This window comes from Mesorhizobium loti (assembly GCA_014189435.1).
Classification (GTDB): Bacteria; Pseudomonadota; Alphaproteobacteria; order Rhizobiales; family Rhizobiaceae; genus Mesorhizobium; species Mesorhizobium loti_G.
In genome coordinates, this window is the sequence record CP050293.1 from 2333000 (window position 1) to 2349364 (window position 16365).

Consider the following 16365-nt stretch of genomic DNA (forward strand, 5'->3'; position numbering starts at 1 on the left):
TCTTGCAGCGCTGGCGATTGGCGAAAGCGTCGATGATAGCGTCCCTCTCCCCGTCACTATACGGGGAGAGGATGCCGGCAGGCAGGTGAGGGGCGGCGCCGACGCTCGTAAGGTTCAAACCCTACCGATTGGACGGCTTGATCGCGCCCACCCCGACATCAACCGTGATGCTGCCGGAAATCCTGACATCCGTATCGCCGATCTTGAACTGGCCGTTACCGTTGCTGGGAAACGCGTCGTCGGGTTCGGGCTTGGGAGCCGGCTTGGCGATGCGATAGTCGCCGGTCACGCCGGGCAGGGCGCCTTTCTGTGCCGGCGAACTGTCCTCTGCAAAAGCCGCGGCGCTCACGAGGCCGGCAAAAGCGAGCAGCCCGACGGCGATGACGCGGTGCAATGGTCTGGACGGATGAGTGTCGGTCATCGCCTGATTATAGTGGCGCGCCGCCGATGGAACCAGACCGGCATCGTCAAATCTTCGGCAACCAGCCGGATTCCTATCCGGCCTGGCTTTATGCCGCCTTTTTGCGGGTGTCGAAAACATGGTCGACGATGCCCCATGCCTGGGCCTCTCTGGCCGTCATGAAGTGGTCGCGGTCCAGCGTGCGCTCGACCTCTTCATAGCTGCGGCCGCAATGCTGCGCGTAGAGTTCGGCCATATGCCGTTTCGTCTGGCCGATGCGCTCGGCATGGCGCTGGATGTCGGAGGCCTGGCCCTGGAACCCGCCCAGCGGCTGATGCAGCAGGATGGTGGCGTTCGGCAGCGAGATGCGACGCCCCGGCGTGCCGGCCATCAACAGGAACGAACCCATCGAGGCGGCAAAGCCCATGCACACGGTGGATACCGGGCAGCTGATATATTGCATCGTGTCGTAGATGGCGAAACCACTGGTGACCACGCCGCCCGGCGAATTGATATAGAGCGAGATCTCCTTATCGGGGTTGTCGGATTCCAGCGACAGCAGCTGCGCGCAGACCAGCGCCGAGATGTCGTCGTTGATCTCGCCGTTGATGAAGACGATGCGCTCGCGCAGCAGCCGAGAAAAGATGTCGAAGGCACGTTCGCCGCGGCTCGATTGCTCGATCACCATCGGCACCAGATTGGCAACACCGCTCATTGTCTCTCTCCGTCTGTTTTGTTTTCAGGCCGCGCGCAGCAGGAGGCGAGGCGTGTTTGCGGCGATTGGCCTAGGTGACCTGTTTGCATCGAGCGAAAGCCGGCAGCCGGCGCCTGCCATGGCGACGGCAGGCATGGCCTTGCGGGCAAAGCCGTCATGGACGATGCGCAGATGCGTCCCGCCGGAAACGGTGCGCGCAAGCGTAAAGGTGACGGTGCTGTCGAGCGGATCTTGCCGCGCGGCGTCGCCCGGCTGCTCCCGCCAAGAATAGCGCAGCAGCTTCTCGGGCTCGGCGTCGAGGATTTCGCATTCGATCGGCGCATCCGGACCGGCGAAGGCAAAATGGTTGCCGATCTCGGGGCGGATGTCGTTCGGCATCATCCAGGCGGCGAGCAGCTCCGGCACTGTCAGGGCCCGCCAGACCTTTTCCGGCGGCTCGGCAAGGTCGTACTCGAACTCGAGTGCGTCCGGGCTTATTTCGCTCGGGCCTTCGTGGGTCATTGATCCATGTCCTTCAAAACCGTCTTCAGCCTTTCGATGCGTTCCGGCCAGAAGGTCCGGTAGCGTTCGATCCAGGAGAGCAAGGGGGCGAGCCCCTGCGGGTCGGCGCGGTAAAAGGCGTTGCGGCCGGCACGCCGCTCGACCACCAGGCCGGCGCCGCGCAGCACCGCCAGATGCTGCGACACCGCCGGCTGCGACACCGTCATGCCGGTGCGCAATTCCGATACGCTCATCTCGCCGGCGGCGAGCCGCTCAAAGACGGCGCGACGCGTCGGGTCGGCCAGGGCGCGGAAAATCTCTGCTTCGATCATGACCAAAGCATAAGTCTACACTTATTGATTTGGCAAGCGTTCTTTTCGGACCCATATGAGGGCTTCGGACATTGCTGCCATTCCTTGACAATATGCAGGGATGCGGATAAGAACGAACAGGGAACAAAAACCTTGTGGGTAAAGGCAGCCATGGCAGGCGGCTGACGTCTGCAGCCTGTAAGGTGCTGCGACAAAAATTTGTTTCGGATGAGCGCGGAGAAATATCATGGCGGGTAGCGTCAACAAGGTCATTCTGGTCGGCAACCTCGGTGCGGACCCTGAAATCCGCCGGCTGAACTCGGGAGAGCCGGTCGTCAACATCCGTATTGCGACGTCGGAAAGCTGGCGCGACAAGAATTCGGGCGAGCGCAAGGAAAAGACCGAGTGGCACAACGTCGTCATCTTCAACGAGGGCATCGCCAAGGTCGCCGAGCAGTATCTGAAGAAGGGCATGAAGGTCTATGTCGAGGGCCAGTTGCAGACGCGCAAATGGCAGGACCAGACCGGCGCCGACAAGTACACGACCGAAGTCGTGCTGCAGAAATTCCGCGGCGAGCTTCAGATGCTCGACGCGCGCGGACAGGGTGAGGGCGGTCAGGTCGGCGGCTATGCCGGCGGCGGCAGCAGCCGTGGTTCCGATTTCGGCCAGTCCAGCCCGAGTGAAGGCTTCAATCGTGGTGGCGGCGGCAGCGCGCCGAGGGGCGGCGGCGGTGGCGGCTCGTCGCGCGAACTGGACGACGAAATCCCGTTCTGATCGCAACAGCAGATGTTATTTTTGGCTTAAGTCAAACATTGCGCCCCGAGAGTCCGTCATGGACTTTCGGGGTTTTGCATTGTCGAATTGAACCCTGACTTGGCGATCAACGAAATATGGCGAAGGACGAGTTCGATGAAAGCACGCGTAAAATGGGTCGAGGAGCGCACCTTCGTCGGCGAGTCCGGCAGCGGCCACAAGGTCGTGCTCGGAACCGCCCACGGACCGGACGGCAAGACGCCGGGACCGAGCCCGATGGAGCTGGTGCTGATCGGCACCGGCGGCTGTTCGGCCTATGATGTCGTCCATATCCTGGAAAAGGGGCGTGAGGCGATCGAGGACTGCGTCGTCGAACTCGACTCCGACCGGGCCGAAACCGAGCCCAGGGTTTTTACACGCATCCACATGCATTTCATCGTCAAGGGCAGGGCGCTCTCGCCCGACAAGGTCAAACGGGCAATCGACCTCTCGATCGAAAAATATTGCTCGGCCTCGGCGATGTTGGCCAAGACCGCCACGATCACGCATGATTTTGAAGTGATCGACACGACGGTGAAGTAGGCAGTAGGCAGTAGGCAGTAGGCACTATCGGTCAGCCGGCCATCAGCGCCTTGATGCCATCCGCCACGAACTGCACGGCAAGTGCCGCCAGGATGACGCCGAGCAGCCGGGTCAGGATCGAGCGGCCGGTCTGGCCGAGGATGCGGTCGATCCGTTCCGACAGCACGAACACCAGATAGGTGATGGCGAGGCAGACGAAGATGATGCCGACAAGTGCGGCCTGCGCGGCAAAGCCCTGGAACGAACCGGAGAGCAGCACCGTCGCCGAAATGGCGCCGGGTCCGGCAATCAGCGGGATCGCCAGCGGGAAGGCGGCGATGTTGTGGATCATGTCCTTGGTGATGGCGACGTCGCCGATCTTCTCCTTGCGGTCCTGCCGACGCTCGAACACCATTTCGAAGGCGATGAAGAACAAGAGAAAACCGCCGGCGACGCGGAAGGCCGGCAGCGTGATGCCGAACACCGACAGGATCGAGGCGCCGGCAACCGCAAACAGTGCCATCACCAGGAAACCGATGATCGAGGCGCGGACGGAAACCTGCTGGCGCTCCTCGCGGTTCATGCCTCGCGTCACGGCGAGGAACAGCGGCGCCAGGCCGGGCGGATCGATGGTCACGAGAATGGTGACGAAGGCGTTGAACAGGCTGTCGAAACTCGGCATCTCTGACCCTCCCGCCGGGCCGAGCCCGTACCAGCATATTGGTAGAGCAAAGCCCGGTCGGTGGGAACTGTCAGGACAACGAAACCGGGTTTATCCGGCAGCGCCGCAATAGGCCTCGATGCGATAGCCGTCCGGGTCGACGACAAAGGCGGCATAGTAATTGTCGCCATAGTCGGCGCGCAGGCCCGGCGCGCCATTGTCACTGGCGCCTTCGCGCAAGGCGCCGGCATGGAAAGCGTCGACGCTGGCCCGCGTTGGCGCGGCGAAGCAGAAATGCAGGCCTGATTTATCGTCTGACGGCACAGGCCGAGCCGCTTCGTTCACCCATAACACGACGTTTTGAGCGCCATAACCAAGCGAGCCCGGTGACTGGCTCAGACAGCTGTAGCCGAGCGGCTTCAGGGCAGCGTCGTAGAAACGCTTGGAGGCAGCGGCATCGCGGACACCGATCGAGATATGATCGAACATGATTTTCTCCATTGTTACAATGTTTTGCGGCATCAGCTTGTTGTTGCTTTGCGCGCCAGGAACTCGACTTCCAGCCGCCATGTCGCGCCATTGTCGTTCGAGCGCTCGCCAAGCCAGCGGAAGCTGTCTTCGGTGATGCGGGAAAAGCTCCAGCGCACCGATGAACCGGTGCCGTCGGCGCCCACTTGCACGATCCTGTCGCCCTCGGCGCGGCCGAGCTGGCGGCTGAAATACTGGTTGCGCGGATCGCTCCAGAAGATGTGCCAGGCATCCACGCCGGGATCATAGACGCGCAGCGTCGTGCCATAGAAAGTCCATTTGCCGAGCGAAGGCTGGGAGCCAGTGTTTCGCGCGGGCAGGATCCAGACATCCTGGATCGCCCGGCCTTCGAGCACCCAGCCGAAATGCACCTCACCACGCCCGGTCAGCACCGTGCCGTCCTCGAGATGGCGCGAGGCGTCGAATGTCCAGGCGCCGACGAAGCGGCCGTAAAGGCTCAGTTTTTCGGCAAGCCCTTCTGCCGGTCCGGGGCTGTGCAGGGCTTCGGCAAAGGGGTCGGACATGGCTTGCGGTCTCTTCTTGTCAGGAGACCATTAGGAGTAGGCCGTGACGGGGTTCTGGGCTTGGGAAAAATTGCTATATTCCGGCCATGACAGCGACCACGCATACGCTCGCATCCGGACCCGGCTGGCACGTGACGGATGTGGTCTGCACGGCTGGCGCCGGCGACCGACCGTTCGAGGAAGCGCATCAGGATTTCTGCATCGCTGCGGTCACCAGCGGCACGTTTCGCTACCGCGCCCAACAGGGCACGGCGATGCTGGCGCCGGGTGCGCTCCTGCTCGGCAATCCCGGCACCTGTTACGAATGCGGGCACGAGCATGGCAGCGGCGACCGTTGCCTCTCGTTCCATTTCGGGCCGTCCTACATGGAACGGATCGCGGCCGGCGTGCCGGGCGCCAGGACGCTGGCCTTCGAGGCGGCGCGCCTGCCGCCTTTGCCGGTCCTGGCGCCCTTGCTGGCCGAGGCGGAAACCGCACGCGACATGGCCGACACCGACGCCTTCGAGGAACTTTCCCTGCGCATTTCCGGTGCTGCCGTGACGGCTGCCACCGGCGCTACGCATGTCAGGCGCGCGCCGAGCCGCCGCGACCAGAAACGGGTTGCCGAGGCCGTGCGGCGGATCGAACTGGACGCCGACGGATCGGTCTCGCTTTCGGCGCTTGCCGGCGAAACGGCGACCAGCCCCTATCATTTCCTGCGCATTTTCCGGCAGGTCGCGGGCATGACGCCCTACCAATTCCTGCTCAAGACGCGGCTGCACAGGGCCGCGGTGCGGCTGCGCATGTCTGACGATGCGGTCTCGGCGATCGCCTTCGAGGCCGGCTTCAACGATCTGTCGACCTTCAATCGTCGTTTTCGGCGGATCATGGGGGAGACGCCGGGCCAGTATCGCAGCCGTCGCGCGGCGGCCCGCTGAAGCTTGCAGCATAAGCTGCGTTGAGATTCAGGTCAGGCCGGCATCACCTGAATATCATTGCAGCTTAGTCCGATGTCGGCCCGCACCAGCCCGGCAGATAGTCCGCGTCCTTGCCCTTGGCGAGCGCCAACGCCTCTTTCATCGCCTTGTCGAAGTTCTTCGCCACCGCATCGCGGTCGATGCGCCGACGAAGGAAATCCGCCCAGATGAATTCGCTGAACGGCGTCGTGTCCTTAGCAAAGCCGCCCATCCGACGTAGTTCGCCCGCCATGCTCCGGTAGGGATCATCGATCAGCTCGCCGATTGTCTTCGGAATTGCCGCGTAATCGCGGCGCCGGCCGTTCTCATCGAACGGGTGCATCCAGCCTCTGTTATCGAGCACGAAAAGAAACGCGTCCTTGTCGAGCGCGGACAGGTCGCTGATCACGGTCACAAGCACGTCCTTGACGCCTTCCTCGAGCAGAGCGCGAGCGAGGTGATGGTGATCGGTAACGTAGTTGCGATTTTTGGGACCCAATACGACCGGCACCATGTGTTTGCCGAGAAAAGTGCCGGTCTTCTTCTTGGCGTCTTGCGCCCGGATCATCTGGCGCTTCAACGCAACTTCTCTCATGCCGACCGTTATCTGCGTCGGCCTCAGTTCCTCGACGGGAACCGGTGTGACAATGGGTTCTCGGGGGTCAATCATGGCACTCCATCCTGTTCTTGCTGCTGCTGTTTCCCCGGACCAAGTGATTTAATCGCCGCGTCGACGCTGTGGAATATGCGTTGCGTGCCGACCATTTCAGCAATGCCAAATCGTGCCAGCGCCGCCTGGGCACGCAGCGATTCCAATCGCGCGATAGCAAAGATCGCGCCCGACTGGCGGCAATGGGTGATGGTGTCTATCAGGGCTTGCGCGGCGGTATAGTCGATCTCGACGATATTGCTGGCCTCCAGCACGACCAGCTTCACGGTTTCGCTCCTGGCGTCGATGAGATCGCAAAGGCCGCGCTTGAAGCGGTCAGCGTTGACGAAGGACAGCGGCGCCTGGAATGCCGCGACCAACACGCCGGAGAGCTGTTCGCCGACAGCCGGGGTGCCGGGCGGCCACCACACCGAAGTGCCCGGCACCTGTTCCAGTTCGATCGGAAGCGTGCGGGTCGCGCTCCAGATTCCGTGCAGCAGTGACAGCCCGATGCCGATCGCCACGCCAGTCTCGATCGGCAGCACGACGATGGCCGCCATGGTGATGAGGATCAGTGCGAATTCGACCGGCGCCTGCCGATAGACATTGGCGAATACCTTCCAGCGCAGAATGTGTTGCGCCACGAACAACAGAACACCGGCAAGGGCGGCTTGCGGAACATCGGCAAGCAGGCCGCCGCCGAAAGCACCGAGCGCCAGCACGATGGCCGCGGCAATGAGGCCGGACAATTGCGAGCGGCCGCCCGACTGGGCGACGATTGCGGTGCGCGGCGGACTGGCATTGACGGCAAAGGCGCCGAACAGGCTGGATGCGATGCTGCCGGCGCCAACACCGACGAAATCGCGATTGACGTCGGGAGCCTCGCCCTGCTGCGGCGCGAAGGAGCGGGAGGTGGCCGCCGTCTGGACCATGACGACGATGGCGATCAGCAATGCCAGTGGAAACAGCGCCTGCACATCGTCGAGGCTGGCAAGCGGCAGGCCGGCCCGTGGCAGGCCGTTGGGCAAGGCGCCGAGCACCTCGACGCCGCGATCCCTAAGGCCGAAGGCGGCAACCGCTGATGTGGCGAGCACCATTCCGATCAGCGCGCCGGGGATGCGGGCGCTGATCCGGTCGGCGCAGAAGACGATCGCGAACACGCTGAGACCAAGCCCGAGGCTCCAGGGGTTGGTCAGATGGAGATTGCCGGCGATCTCACCGATGCGCCGCAAGGTTCCGCCGCTCTCGGAGGGCAGGCCGAGCAGTCCAGGCAATTGCGAAACGATGATGTGGACGGCGATGCCGGCCAGGAAACCCGTCGTGACCGGCACCGACAAAAGGTCGGCGATCCAGCCAAGGCGGAAGACACCGCTCAGGGTTACGATCAGCCCGACCATCAGCGCCAGCATGGCTGCCAACGCCAGATAATGCGGCGACCCGGATGCCGCGAGCATCGCGAGGCCACCGGCAAACAAGGGCGTGATGGTCGAATCCGCACCGGACGAGAGATGCCGATTGGCCCCGAACAGGGCAAATGCCACCGAACCAGCAACAAAGGCGAAGAAACCGATCTCTGGGGCAAAGCCGCCCAGCCGGGCCGTTGCCATCTGTTCGGGAATGGCGATCGCCGCCAGTGTCACGCCCGCGACCAGATCGCTGTTGAGGTCCCGCGCTCGCCAACCGCTCAGTGCTCGCAAAGGCAGCCACGGGGTCCAATTCATCGCGCTCGTGGCTTTCGCAGGGGAAAACGGTCCATTGCAGGCTTTTGCCTCAGTGCGGCGAAAACCGCCTTGGCCATATCGTCGCAATCAGTGGTATCCATTTGAAATTACCACCAAAAATGACACTGGAAAAGTGCCTGACATGTTGGAGTTTCAGCCTTGCTTCCTATATAAGCACCAAGTGATTCCTGATTAGATTGTGATCCGATTTGACCGACCAGAAGACACCGCGCGGCGCCGACGGCGGCCCCAGCGGCATCGAGCCGATATCCATCGTCGAGGAGATGCAGCGTTCCTATCTCGATTACGCCATGAGCGTGATCGTCAGCCGCGCGCTGCCCGACGTGCGCGACGGCCTCAAGCCGGTGCACCGCCGCATTCTCTTCGCTGCCCATGAGAGCGGCTACCACTGGAACCGCAAATATGTGAAGTCGGCGCGTCCGGTCGCCGACGTGATGGGTAAATACCATCCGCATGGCGACGCTTCCATCTATGACGCCTTGGTGCGCATGGCGCAGGACTGGTCGCTGCGCGTGCCGCTGATCGACGGGCAGGGCAATTTCGGCTCCATCGACGGCGATCCGCCGGCAGCGATGCGCTACACCGAAGCGCGGCTGACCAAGGTCGCGCATGAGCTTCTGGAGGATATCGACAAGGACACCGTCGATTTCCAGGACACTTACGATGCGTCCGGCAGCGAACCTAAGGTTCTGCCGGCACGATTCCCCAACCTTCTGGTCAACGGTTCGGGCGGCATCGCCGTCGGCATGGCGACCAACATCCCGCCGCACAATCTCGGCGAAATCTGCAATGGCGCGATCGCCATCATCGACAATCCGGCGATCGACCTGCCGGCGCTGATGGAGATCATTCCGGGACCGGATTTCCCGACCGGCGCCATCGTGCTTGGCCGTTCCGGCATCTACAGCGCCTATTCGACCGGCCGCGGCTCCATCGTCATGCGTGGGCGCGTCAACATCGAACAGCGCGGCAATGACCGCGAGTCGATCATCATCACCGAAGTTCCCTACCAGGTGAACAAGTCGTCGATGATCGAGAAGATGGCCGAACTGGTGCGCGACAAGCGCATCGAGGGCATTTCCGACATTCGCGATGAGAGCGACCGTCAGGGCTACCGCGTCGTCATCGAGTTGAAGCGCGACGCCGTTGCCGACGTCATCCTCAACCAGCTCTATCGCTTCACGCCGCTGCAGACCTCTTTCGGCGCCAATATGGTGGCACTGAACGGCGGCAAGCCGGAAGTGATGAACCTGACCGACATGCTGAAGGCGTTCGTCGCTTTCCGTGAAGAGGTGATCACCCGGCGGACGAAATTCCTGCTGCGCAAGGCGCGCGACCGCGCCCATGTGCTGGTCGGTCTCGCCATCGCTGTCGCCAACATCGACGAGGTCATCAAGCTGATCCGCACCGCGCCGGATCCGCAGACGGCACGCGAACAGTTGATGGAACGGCGCTGGCCCTCCGGCGACGTCGAATCGCTGATCCTTCTGATCGACGATCCGCGCCATCGCATCAACGAGGACGGCACCTACAATCTGTCCGAGGAGCAGGCGCGCGCCATCCTCGAACTGCGCCTGCAGCGCCTGACCGCGCTCGGCCGCGACGAAATCGCCGACGAGTTGAACACGATCGGCGCCGAAATCATTGATTATCTGGACATTTTGTCGTCCCGCGCGCGCGTCCAGCAGATCGTCAAGGACGAGCTTGCCGCCGTGCGCGACGAGTTCGGCACGCCGCGCCGCACCGAGCTCACCGATGGTGGGTCGGACATGGAAGACGAGGACCTGATCCAGCGCGAGGACATGGTCGTGACGGTGAGCCATTCCGGATACATCAAGCGCGTGCCGCTGTCGCTCTACCGGGCGCAGCGCCGCGGCGGCAAGGGCCGCTCCGGCATGTCGACCAAGGACGAGGATTTCGTCACAAGGCTGTTCGTGGCCAACACGCATACGCCGGTGCTGTTCTTCTCCTCGCGCGGCATCGTCTACAAGGAAAAGGTCTGGCGGCTGCCGATCGGCAATCCGCAGTCGCGCGGCAAGGCGCTGATCAACATGCTGCCGCTGGAGCAGGGCGAGCGCATTACCACCATCATGCCGCTGCCCGAGGACGAGACCAGCTGGGGCGAGCTCGACGTGATGTTCGCCACCACGCGTGGCACCGTGCGCCGCAACAAGCTTTCCGACTTCGTCCAGGTCAACCGCAACGGCAAGATCGCCATGAAGCTGGAGGAGGATGGCGACGAGATTCTTGGCGTCGAGACCTGCACCGACAATGACGACGTGCTTCTGACCGCCAGTTCCGGCCAGTGCATCCGCTTCTCGGTCGGCGACGTGCGCGTCTTCCAGAGCCGCAATTCGGTCGGCGTGCGCGGCATCACCATGGCTGAGACCGACCGCATCATCTCGATGTCGGTGATCGAGAATGTCGATGCGCCGCCGGCCGAGCGCGCAGCCTATCTCAAGCGGGCGGCGGCCGAACGGCGGCTTGCCGCCGGAATCGCTGCCGGCGAAGAGGAAGAGATCGCGCTGACCAATGAAGAGGTCGGCGAGGAGACGGAGCTTTCCGACGAACGCTACGAGTTCCTCAAGGCGCATGAGAAGTACGTGCTGACGGTGACCGAATTCGGCTACGGCAAGCGCTCTTCGTCCTATGATTTCCGGCTGACGGGACGCGGCGGCAAGGGCATCCGTGCCACCGACGTGTCGAAGGTAGCCGAGATCGGCCGGCTGGTGGCGACCTTCCCGGTCGGCAATGACGACCAGATCATGCTGGTCTCGGATGGCGGCACCGTCATCCGGGTTCCGGTCAACGGCATCCGTTTCGCCAGCCGCGCCACCAAGGGCGTGACCATCTTCAACACGGCTGAAGGTGAAAAGGTGGTTTCGGTCGAGCGGATCTCGGAACCGCAATCGGACGAAGAAAGCGAAGAGACCGTCGAGGGCGGTGCTGATGCCGCTCCGGCGCCTGACGCCGGTCCGGAGGGTGCGGACTAAGTCCGGCACCCAGGTTTTGACATAGCAACGCCGGCCCATCGGCCGGCGCGGCAGCAAGTTCAGGCTTTATCAGTAGTGACGATACGGCTTGCGGGGGCCGAAGCCTTCGAAGCGCTTGGTGTTTGCCCTGACGCGGACGCGCTGTGCCTCCTGGTGCAGCCCAAATACGGTGGCGATCAGCATGGCGACGGTCATTGCGGTGGCGAGCATGTAGATCAGCATGTGCGTGTTCTCCTGCGCCTAACAACGGGTAGATGGGATTTTGGTTTCATCTTATTAAGGTGCAACCTAGTGAACGCTGCGTGAAGGCTTCGTGATCAGCGTGTTCATCTGTCGTTCATGTGCCGGAAAAGGTTCACGGCCGGCGCGCCGATCGGATTTGCCTTTGCGAGAGAGGCTCGCTAGAGCCTGTCCCATCTTGATGGACGGAAGATGGAACAGGCTCTAGCTTTCATTTGAGCATGATCTTTTCCAAAAACCGGTTTCCACTTTTTGGGATCATGCATTAGAAGCACCTGCCATGACTGAACGCATCGCCCTCTATGCCGGCTCCTTCGACCCGCTGACCAATGGCCATCTCGACGTGCTGAAGGCGTCGCTGGCCGTGGCCGACATCGTCTATGCGGCGATCGGCATCCATCCAGGCAAGCAACCGCTGTTTTCCTTTGAGGAGCGGGTGAAGCTGATCGAGACGGCGACGAAGGCGGAATTCGGCAGCGACGGCGCCCGCATCAAGGTCGTCGCCTTCGACGGGCTGGTCATCGACGCGGCCAGGAAGCAGGGCGCCTCGATCATGATCCGCGGCCTGCGCGACGGCACCGACCTCGACTATGAGATGCAGATGGCCGGCATGAACGAGACCATGGCGCCTGAACTGCAGACGGTTTTTCTGCCCGCCAGCCCTTCCGTGCGCACCATTACCGCCACACTTGTCCGCCAGATTGCCTCGATGGGAGGCGACATCCGCCCCTTCGTGCCGGCGGCTGTCGCTGGCGCGCTCACCGCCAAATTCACGAAATAAGACCCCGGAGACAGATATGCAGCTGAAAAAGCTCGCCTCGTTCCTCATTGTGCTTGCCGGTCTTGTGACCGCATCGGTCTCGGCTTTCGCCGCCGACCCGGAAAACACCATGATCATCACGCTGAAGGACGGCGACGTCACCATTGCGCTGAGGCCCGATCTGGCGCCCAAGCATGTCGAGCAGATCAAGAAGCTGGTGCGCCAGGGCGCCTATGACAATGTCGCCTTCCATCGCGTCATCGACGGTTTCATGGCGCAGACCGGCGACGTCAAGTTCGGCAATATGAAAAAGGGTTTCAGCGCCGAGGCCGTCGGCACCGGCGGTTCCGACCTGCCCGACCTGCCGGCTGAATTCTCGCAGACCGAACACTACAAGCGCGGGGTGGTCGGCATGGCCCGCTCGCAGGACCCCAACTCCGCCAATTCGCAGTTCTTCATCATGTTCGCGCCGGCGCCGCCGCTCGATGGCCAGTACACCATCGTCGGCAATGTCGTCAGCGGCATGGAACTGGTGGACCACATCAAGAAGGGCGACCAGGCGGACAACGGCACGGTCAGCGACCCCGACCGGATGATCAAGGTGCGCATCGCCGCAGACAAGTAAAATTGTCAAATAACTCTGTTTTTCTGAAAAAGGATATCTGACATGGCTGAGATCAAGGATCGCGAGAACGCGCTCATTCTGGAAACGACCAAGGGCAAGGTCGTCATCGAACTTTTCCCCGACCTGGCGCCCGGCCATGTCGCCCGCATCAAGGAACTGGCTAGGGAAGGCGCCTATGACGGCGTGGTCTTCCACCGCGTCATCGAGGGCTTCATGGCGCAGACCGGCGACGTCAAGTTTGGCAATTCCAGCAAGCCCTCCTTCGCGCCGTCGCGCGCGGGCATGGGCGGTTCGGAAAAGCCCGACCTGAAGGCCGAATTCTCCAACGCCAACCATGGCCGCGGCACCTGCTCGATGGCCCGGTCGCAGAACCCGAACTCGGCCAATTCGCAGTTCTTCATCTGCTTCGACGATGCCGCCTTCCTCAACCGTCAGTATACGGTCTGGGGCCAGGTCATCGAAGGCATGGACAATGTCGACAAGATCAAGCGCGGCGAGCCGGTGCAGGACCCCGACAAGATCGTGTCGCTGAAGGTCGCGGCCGACGTCAAGTAAGGGTAAACGACAATGATGGGCGTCGTCTGGTCGCTTCTCGGCATCCTGTCCGGCGCCTTCATTGCCATTCAGGCGCCGATCAATTCGCAGCTGGCGCGCGGCCTGGGTCTCCCGGTCGCGGCGGCTGCGTTTTCGTTCCTGTCGGGCGCGATCGTGCTCGGTATCATCTCCGTCACGGTGGTGAAGCTGCAAGGCATCTCGCTCGACTGGAAGGCCCCGGCGCCCTGGCTGTTCGTGGCCGGCGGCATGCTCGGCGGCTTCTATGTCACGCTGTCGACGATTCTGACGCCACGCATCGGCGCTGCCGCGCTGATGGCATTTCTGGTCGCTGGCCAGTTGCTGGCCGGCATGCTCATCGACCGCATCGGCTTCCTTGGCGTTGCGGTGCGTGAAATCTCGCTCGGCCGCGTCGCCGGCGCGGTGCTGCTGCTGGCCGGAGCGCTGCTCGTCCGGCTCTACTGATGCGCGTCGATCTTTTCGACTTCGACCTGCCGGAGGAGCGCATCGCACTGCGCCCGGCAGAGCCGCGCGACAGTGCCAAAATGCTGGTGGTCGAACCCGGCGAAGAGCTCGACGACCGCAGGGTTGGCGACCTGCCGTCCTTGCTCAGGGCTGGCGACGTGCTGGTGTTCAACGACACCAAGGTCATTCCGGCGCAGCTCAAGGGCGTCAGGCGACGCGGCGAGGCGGCGGCGCAGGTCGAAGCCACGCTGCACATGCGCATGGCGCCGGACCGCTGGCTGGCCTTCATGCGGCCGGGCAAGCGCATTGCCGCCGGCGATCGCATCCATTTCGGCCATGACGGCAATTCCTGTTTCCTTGGCCAGCTCGACGCCACGGTGATCGAGAAAGGCGAGGGCGGCGAAGCACTGCTCGGCTTCGACCTGTCGGGGCCTTTCCTTGATGAGGCGCTGCACGCGGTAGGCCACATTCCGCTGCCGCCCTACATCGCCTCGAAGCGCGACGACGACGAACGCGACCGGGCCGACTACCAGACCATCTATGCCCGCGAGGAAGGCGCCGTCGCGGCACCGACAGCGGGCCTGCATTTCACGCCGGAGCTTTTTGCAGCGCTTGACGCCAAGGGCATCGAACGCCGCTTTGTCACCTTGCATGTCGGCGCCGGTACGTTCCTGCCGGTGAAGGCGGACGACACCGCCGACCACAAGATGCATGCCGAGACCGGTTCGGTCAGTCAGGCAACCGCTGACGCGCTCAATGCGGCCAAGGCGAGGGGCGGACGCATCATTGCCGTCGGCACGACCTCGCTGCGCCTGCTGGAGAGTGCCGCCCTGACAGATGGCACGCTCGCCGAATGGTCCGGCCCGACCGATATCTTCATCACGCCCGGCTATCGTTTTCGCACCGCCGACATGCTGATGACCAATTTCCATCTACCGCGCTCGACGCTGTTCATGCTGGTTTCGGCCTTCAGCGGCCTCGACACGATGCGTGCGGCCTATGCGCATGCGATCGAGAACCGCTACAGATTCTATTCCTATGGCGACGCAAGCCTGCTTTTCCGAGCGGAGACGAGCGATGGACGATGATCTCGAGAGCCTGGACCGCGATGCCCTGATCGCGGAGGTGAAAAAACTGCGCGCCGGCATTCGCCAGCATCGCGATGCGACCGGCCATGATCTGTGCTGGCACCACCCCGATCTGTGGGACCTTTTGCCGGAGAAGACCGAACCATCGATCGCCGTGCCGCCCTGGCCCAAATTCATGCGCGGCTGCATCCAATACCGCCAGTCGCTCGACAAGCAGGCACCGGGCACTCCGGTCCACGACAAGGAATTCAATGACTAAGCCGTTCAGCTTCAAGGTTCTGGCGACTGACGGCAAGGCGCGGCGCGGTGTGATCGACATGCCGCGCGGCGAAATCCGCACGCCGGCCTTCATGCCGGTCGGCACCGGCGGCACCGTCAAGGCGATGTATATGGACCAGGTGCGCGGTGTCGGCGCCGACATCATCCTGGGCAACACCTACCATCTGATGCTGCGGCCCGGCGCCGAGCGTGTGGCGCGGCTCGGCGGCTTGCATGAATTCGCCCGCTGGCCGCATCCGATCCTGACCGATAGCGGCGGTTTCCAGGTGATGTCGCTGTCGAAGCTGAGAAAGCTGACCGAAAAGGGCGTCACCTTCCGCTCGCATATCGACGGCGCCGCCTACGAGATGTCGCCGGAGCGCTCGATCGAGATTCAAGGACTGCTCGATTCCGATATCCAGATGCAGCTCGACGAATGCACGGCGCTGCCGGCCGAGGTGAAGGAGATCGAGCGCGCCATGGAGCTGTCGCTGCGCTGGGCCGAGCGCTGCAAGACGGCGTTTGGCGACCAGCCGGGCAAGGCGATGTTCGGTATCGTGCAGGGCGGCGACAACGCGGCGTTGCGGGTGCGTTCGGCGCAGGCGCTGAGCGCCATGGAGCTGAAGGGCTATGCGGTTGGCGGCCTGGCCGTTGGTGAGCCGCAAGCGGTGATGCTCGAAATGCTCGACATCACCTGTCCGGAATTGCCTGATGACAAGCCTCGCTATCTGATGGGCGTCGGCACGCCTGACGATATCCTGAAATCGGTGGCGCGCGGCATCGACATGTTCGACTGCGTGATGCCGACGCGGGCCGGTCGGCACGGCCTTGCCTACACAAGGCGCGGCAAGGTCAATCTGCGCAACGCCCGCCATGCCGACGATCCGCGTCCATTGGACGAGGAAAGCGACTGCCCGGCCGCGCGGGACTATTCGCGCGCCTACCTGCACCATCTGGTGCGCTCGCAGGAGGCGCTCGGCGCCATGCTTTTGACGTGGAACAACCTTTCCTACTATCAAAAGCTGATGCAGGACATCCGCGCCGCCATCGAGGCCGGCACCTTCGAAGCGCGCGGCGCGGAAATCACCGAGGGCTGGGCGAAGGGCGATATCCCGTTGCTGTGA

Annotated in this window: 21 protein-coding genes; 11 read left to right on the top strand and 10 right to left on the bottom strand. The window is 63.0% G+C overall.

Going from position 1 to position 16365, the window contains the following annotated elements:
* Positions 1–121: 121 nt before the first annotated feature.
* From HB777_11155 to HB777_11170, 4 genes are all read right to left on the bottom strand, one after another.
* Positions 122–421, bottom strand: coding sequence for a hypothetical protein (locus HB777_11155; protein QND64412.1), 300 nt, complete (start codon positions 419–421; stop codon positions 122–124).
* 88 nt (positions 422–509) lie between these two features.
* Positions 510–1115, bottom strand: coding sequence for an ATP-dependent Clp protease proteolytic subunit (locus HB777_11160; protein QND64413.1), 606 nt, complete (start codon positions 1113–1115; stop codon positions 510–512).
* 24 nt (positions 1116–1139) lie between these two features.
* Positions 1140–1616, bottom strand: a complete 477-nt coding sequence (locus tag HB777_11165) for an ATPase (GenBank protein QND64414.1) — start codon at positions 1614–1616, stop codon at positions 1140–1142.
* Positions 1613–1927: a winged helix-turn-helix transcriptional regulator gene (locus HB777_11170; GenBank protein ID QND64415.1), complete on the bottom strand. Its 315-nt coding sequence runs from the start codon at positions 1925–1927 to the stop codon at positions 1613–1615. Before HB777_11170 ends, HB777_11165 begins: the two co-directional genes overlap by 4 nt.
* Before the next feature lie 226 nt (positions 1928–2153).
* Between HB777_11170 and HB777_11175 the strand changes: the two genes are divergently transcribed.
* Complete coding sequence (locus HB777_11175; protein ID QND64416.1) at positions 2154–2681, top strand: single-stranded DNA-binding protein; 528 nt, start codon at positions 2154–2156, stop codon at positions 2679–2681.
* 135 nt (positions 2682–2816) lie between these two features.
* Positions 2817–3242, top strand: coding sequence for an OsmC family protein (locus tag HB777_11180; protein ID QND64417.1), 426 nt, complete (start codon positions 2817–2819; stop codon positions 3240–3242).
* A gap of 31 nt (positions 3243–3273) precedes the next feature.
* On the opposite strand, the gene HB777_11185 is transcribed toward HB777_11180, so the two are convergent.
* From HB777_11185 to HB777_11195, 3 genes are all read right to left on the bottom strand, one after another.
* Complete coding sequence (locus HB777_11185) at positions 3274–3903, bottom strand: MarC family protein (protein QND64418.1); 630 nt, start codon at positions 3901–3903, stop codon at positions 3274–3276.
* Positions 3904–3993: 90 nt separating this feature from the next.
* Positions 3994–4371, bottom strand: coding sequence for a VOC family protein (locus HB777_11190; GenBank protein QND64419.1), 378 nt, complete (start codon positions 4369–4371; stop codon positions 3994–3996).
* Between the two features lie 32 nt (positions 4372–4403).
* Entirely contained in the window at positions 4404–4934 is a 531-nt protein-coding gene (locus HB777_11195; protein ID QND64420.1) for a hypothetical protein, read from the bottom strand.
* A gap of 86 nt (positions 4935–5020) precedes the next feature.
* On the opposite strand from HB777_11195, the gene HB777_11200 reads away from it, so the two are divergent.
* Positions 5021–5851, top strand: coding sequence for a helix-turn-helix transcriptional regulator (locus HB777_11200; GenBank protein ID QND64421.1), 831 nt, complete (start codon positions 5021–5023; stop codon positions 5849–5851).
* Between the two features lie 64 nt (positions 5852–5915).
* Here the strand turns inward: HB777_11200 and HB777_11205 are convergent, their stop codons facing one another.
* Together HB777_11205 and HB777_11210 are read right to left on the bottom strand one after the other, a co-directional pair.
* Complete coding sequence (locus HB777_11205) at positions 5916–6539, bottom strand: chromosome partitioning protein ParB (GenBank protein ID QND64422.1); 624 nt, start codon at positions 6537–6539, stop codon at positions 5916–5918.
* Entirely contained in the window at positions 6536–8239 is a 1704-nt protein-coding gene (locus HB777_11210) for a SulP family inorganic anion transporter (protein QND64423.1), read from the bottom strand. The genes HB777_11205 and HB777_11210 overlap by 4 nt, the downstream gene beginning before the upstream one ends.
* 209 nt (positions 8240–8448) lie before the next feature.
* Here HB777_11210 and gyrA point away from each other — a divergent pair, with 209 nt between their 5' ends.
* Complete coding sequence (gene gyrA, locus HB777_11215) at positions 8449–11253, top strand: DNA gyrase subunit A (protein ID QND64424.1); 2805 nt, start codon at positions 8449–8451, stop codon at positions 11251–11253.
* Positions 11254–11322: 69 nt separating this feature from the next.
* Here the strand turns inward: gyrA and HB777_11220 are convergent, their stop codons facing one another.
* The gene (locus HB777_11220; GenBank protein ID QND64425.1) at positions 11323–11475 is read right to left on the bottom strand and encodes a hypothetical protein; all 153 of its coding nucleotides are present in this window, start codon (positions 11473–11475) and stop codon (positions 11323–11325) included.
* Positions 11476–11773: 298 nt separating this feature from the next.
* On the opposite strand from HB777_11220, the gene coaD reads away from it, so the two are divergent.
* The 7 genes from coaD to tgt are packed head-to-tail and all read left to right on the top strand — an operon-like array spanning position 11774 to position 16365.
* Positions 11774–12274 (top strand): pantetheine-phosphate adenylyltransferase, encoded by a 501-nt coding sequence (gene coaD, locus HB777_11225; GenBank protein QND64426.1) that lies wholly within the window; start codon positions 11774–11776, stop codon positions 12272–12274.
* 16 nt (positions 12275–12290) lie between these two features.
* The gene (locus HB777_11230; GenBank protein QND64427.1) at positions 12291–12878 is read left to right on the top strand and encodes a peptidylprolyl isomerase; all 588 of its coding nucleotides are present in this window, start codon (positions 12291–12293) and stop codon (positions 12876–12878) included.
* 42 nt (positions 12879–12920) lie between these two features.
* Positions 12921–13433 carry a peptidylprolyl isomerase gene (locus HB777_11235; protein ID QND64428.1) on the top strand — a complete coding sequence of 171 codons (513 nt, stop codon included), beginning with the start codon at positions 12921–12923 and terminating at the stop codon, positions 13431–13433.
* Positions 13434–13445: 12 nt separating this feature from the next.
* Complete coding sequence (locus HB777_11240) at positions 13446–13895, top strand: DMT family transporter (protein ID QND64429.1); 450 nt, start codon at positions 13446–13448, stop codon at positions 13893–13895.
* Entirely contained in the window at positions 13895–14983 is a 1089-nt protein-coding gene (gene queA, locus HB777_11245; GenBank protein QND64430.1) for a tRNA preQ1(34) S-adenosylmethionine ribosyltransferase-isomerase QueA, read from the top strand. The genes HB777_11240 and queA overlap by 1 nt, the downstream gene beginning before the upstream one ends.
* Positions 14973–15242, top strand: a complete 270-nt coding sequence (locus tag HB777_11250; protein QND64431.1) for a hypothetical protein — start codon at positions 14973–14975, stop codon at positions 15240–15242. The genes queA and HB777_11250 overlap by 11 nt, the downstream gene beginning before the upstream one ends.
* The gene (tgt, locus tag HB777_11255) at positions 15235–16365 is read left to right on the top strand and encodes a tRNA guanosine(34) transglycosylase Tgt (protein ID QND64432.1); all 1131 of its coding nucleotides are present in this window, start codon (positions 15235–15237) and stop codon (positions 16363–16365) included. The genes HB777_11250 and tgt overlap by 8 nt, the downstream gene beginning before the upstream one ends.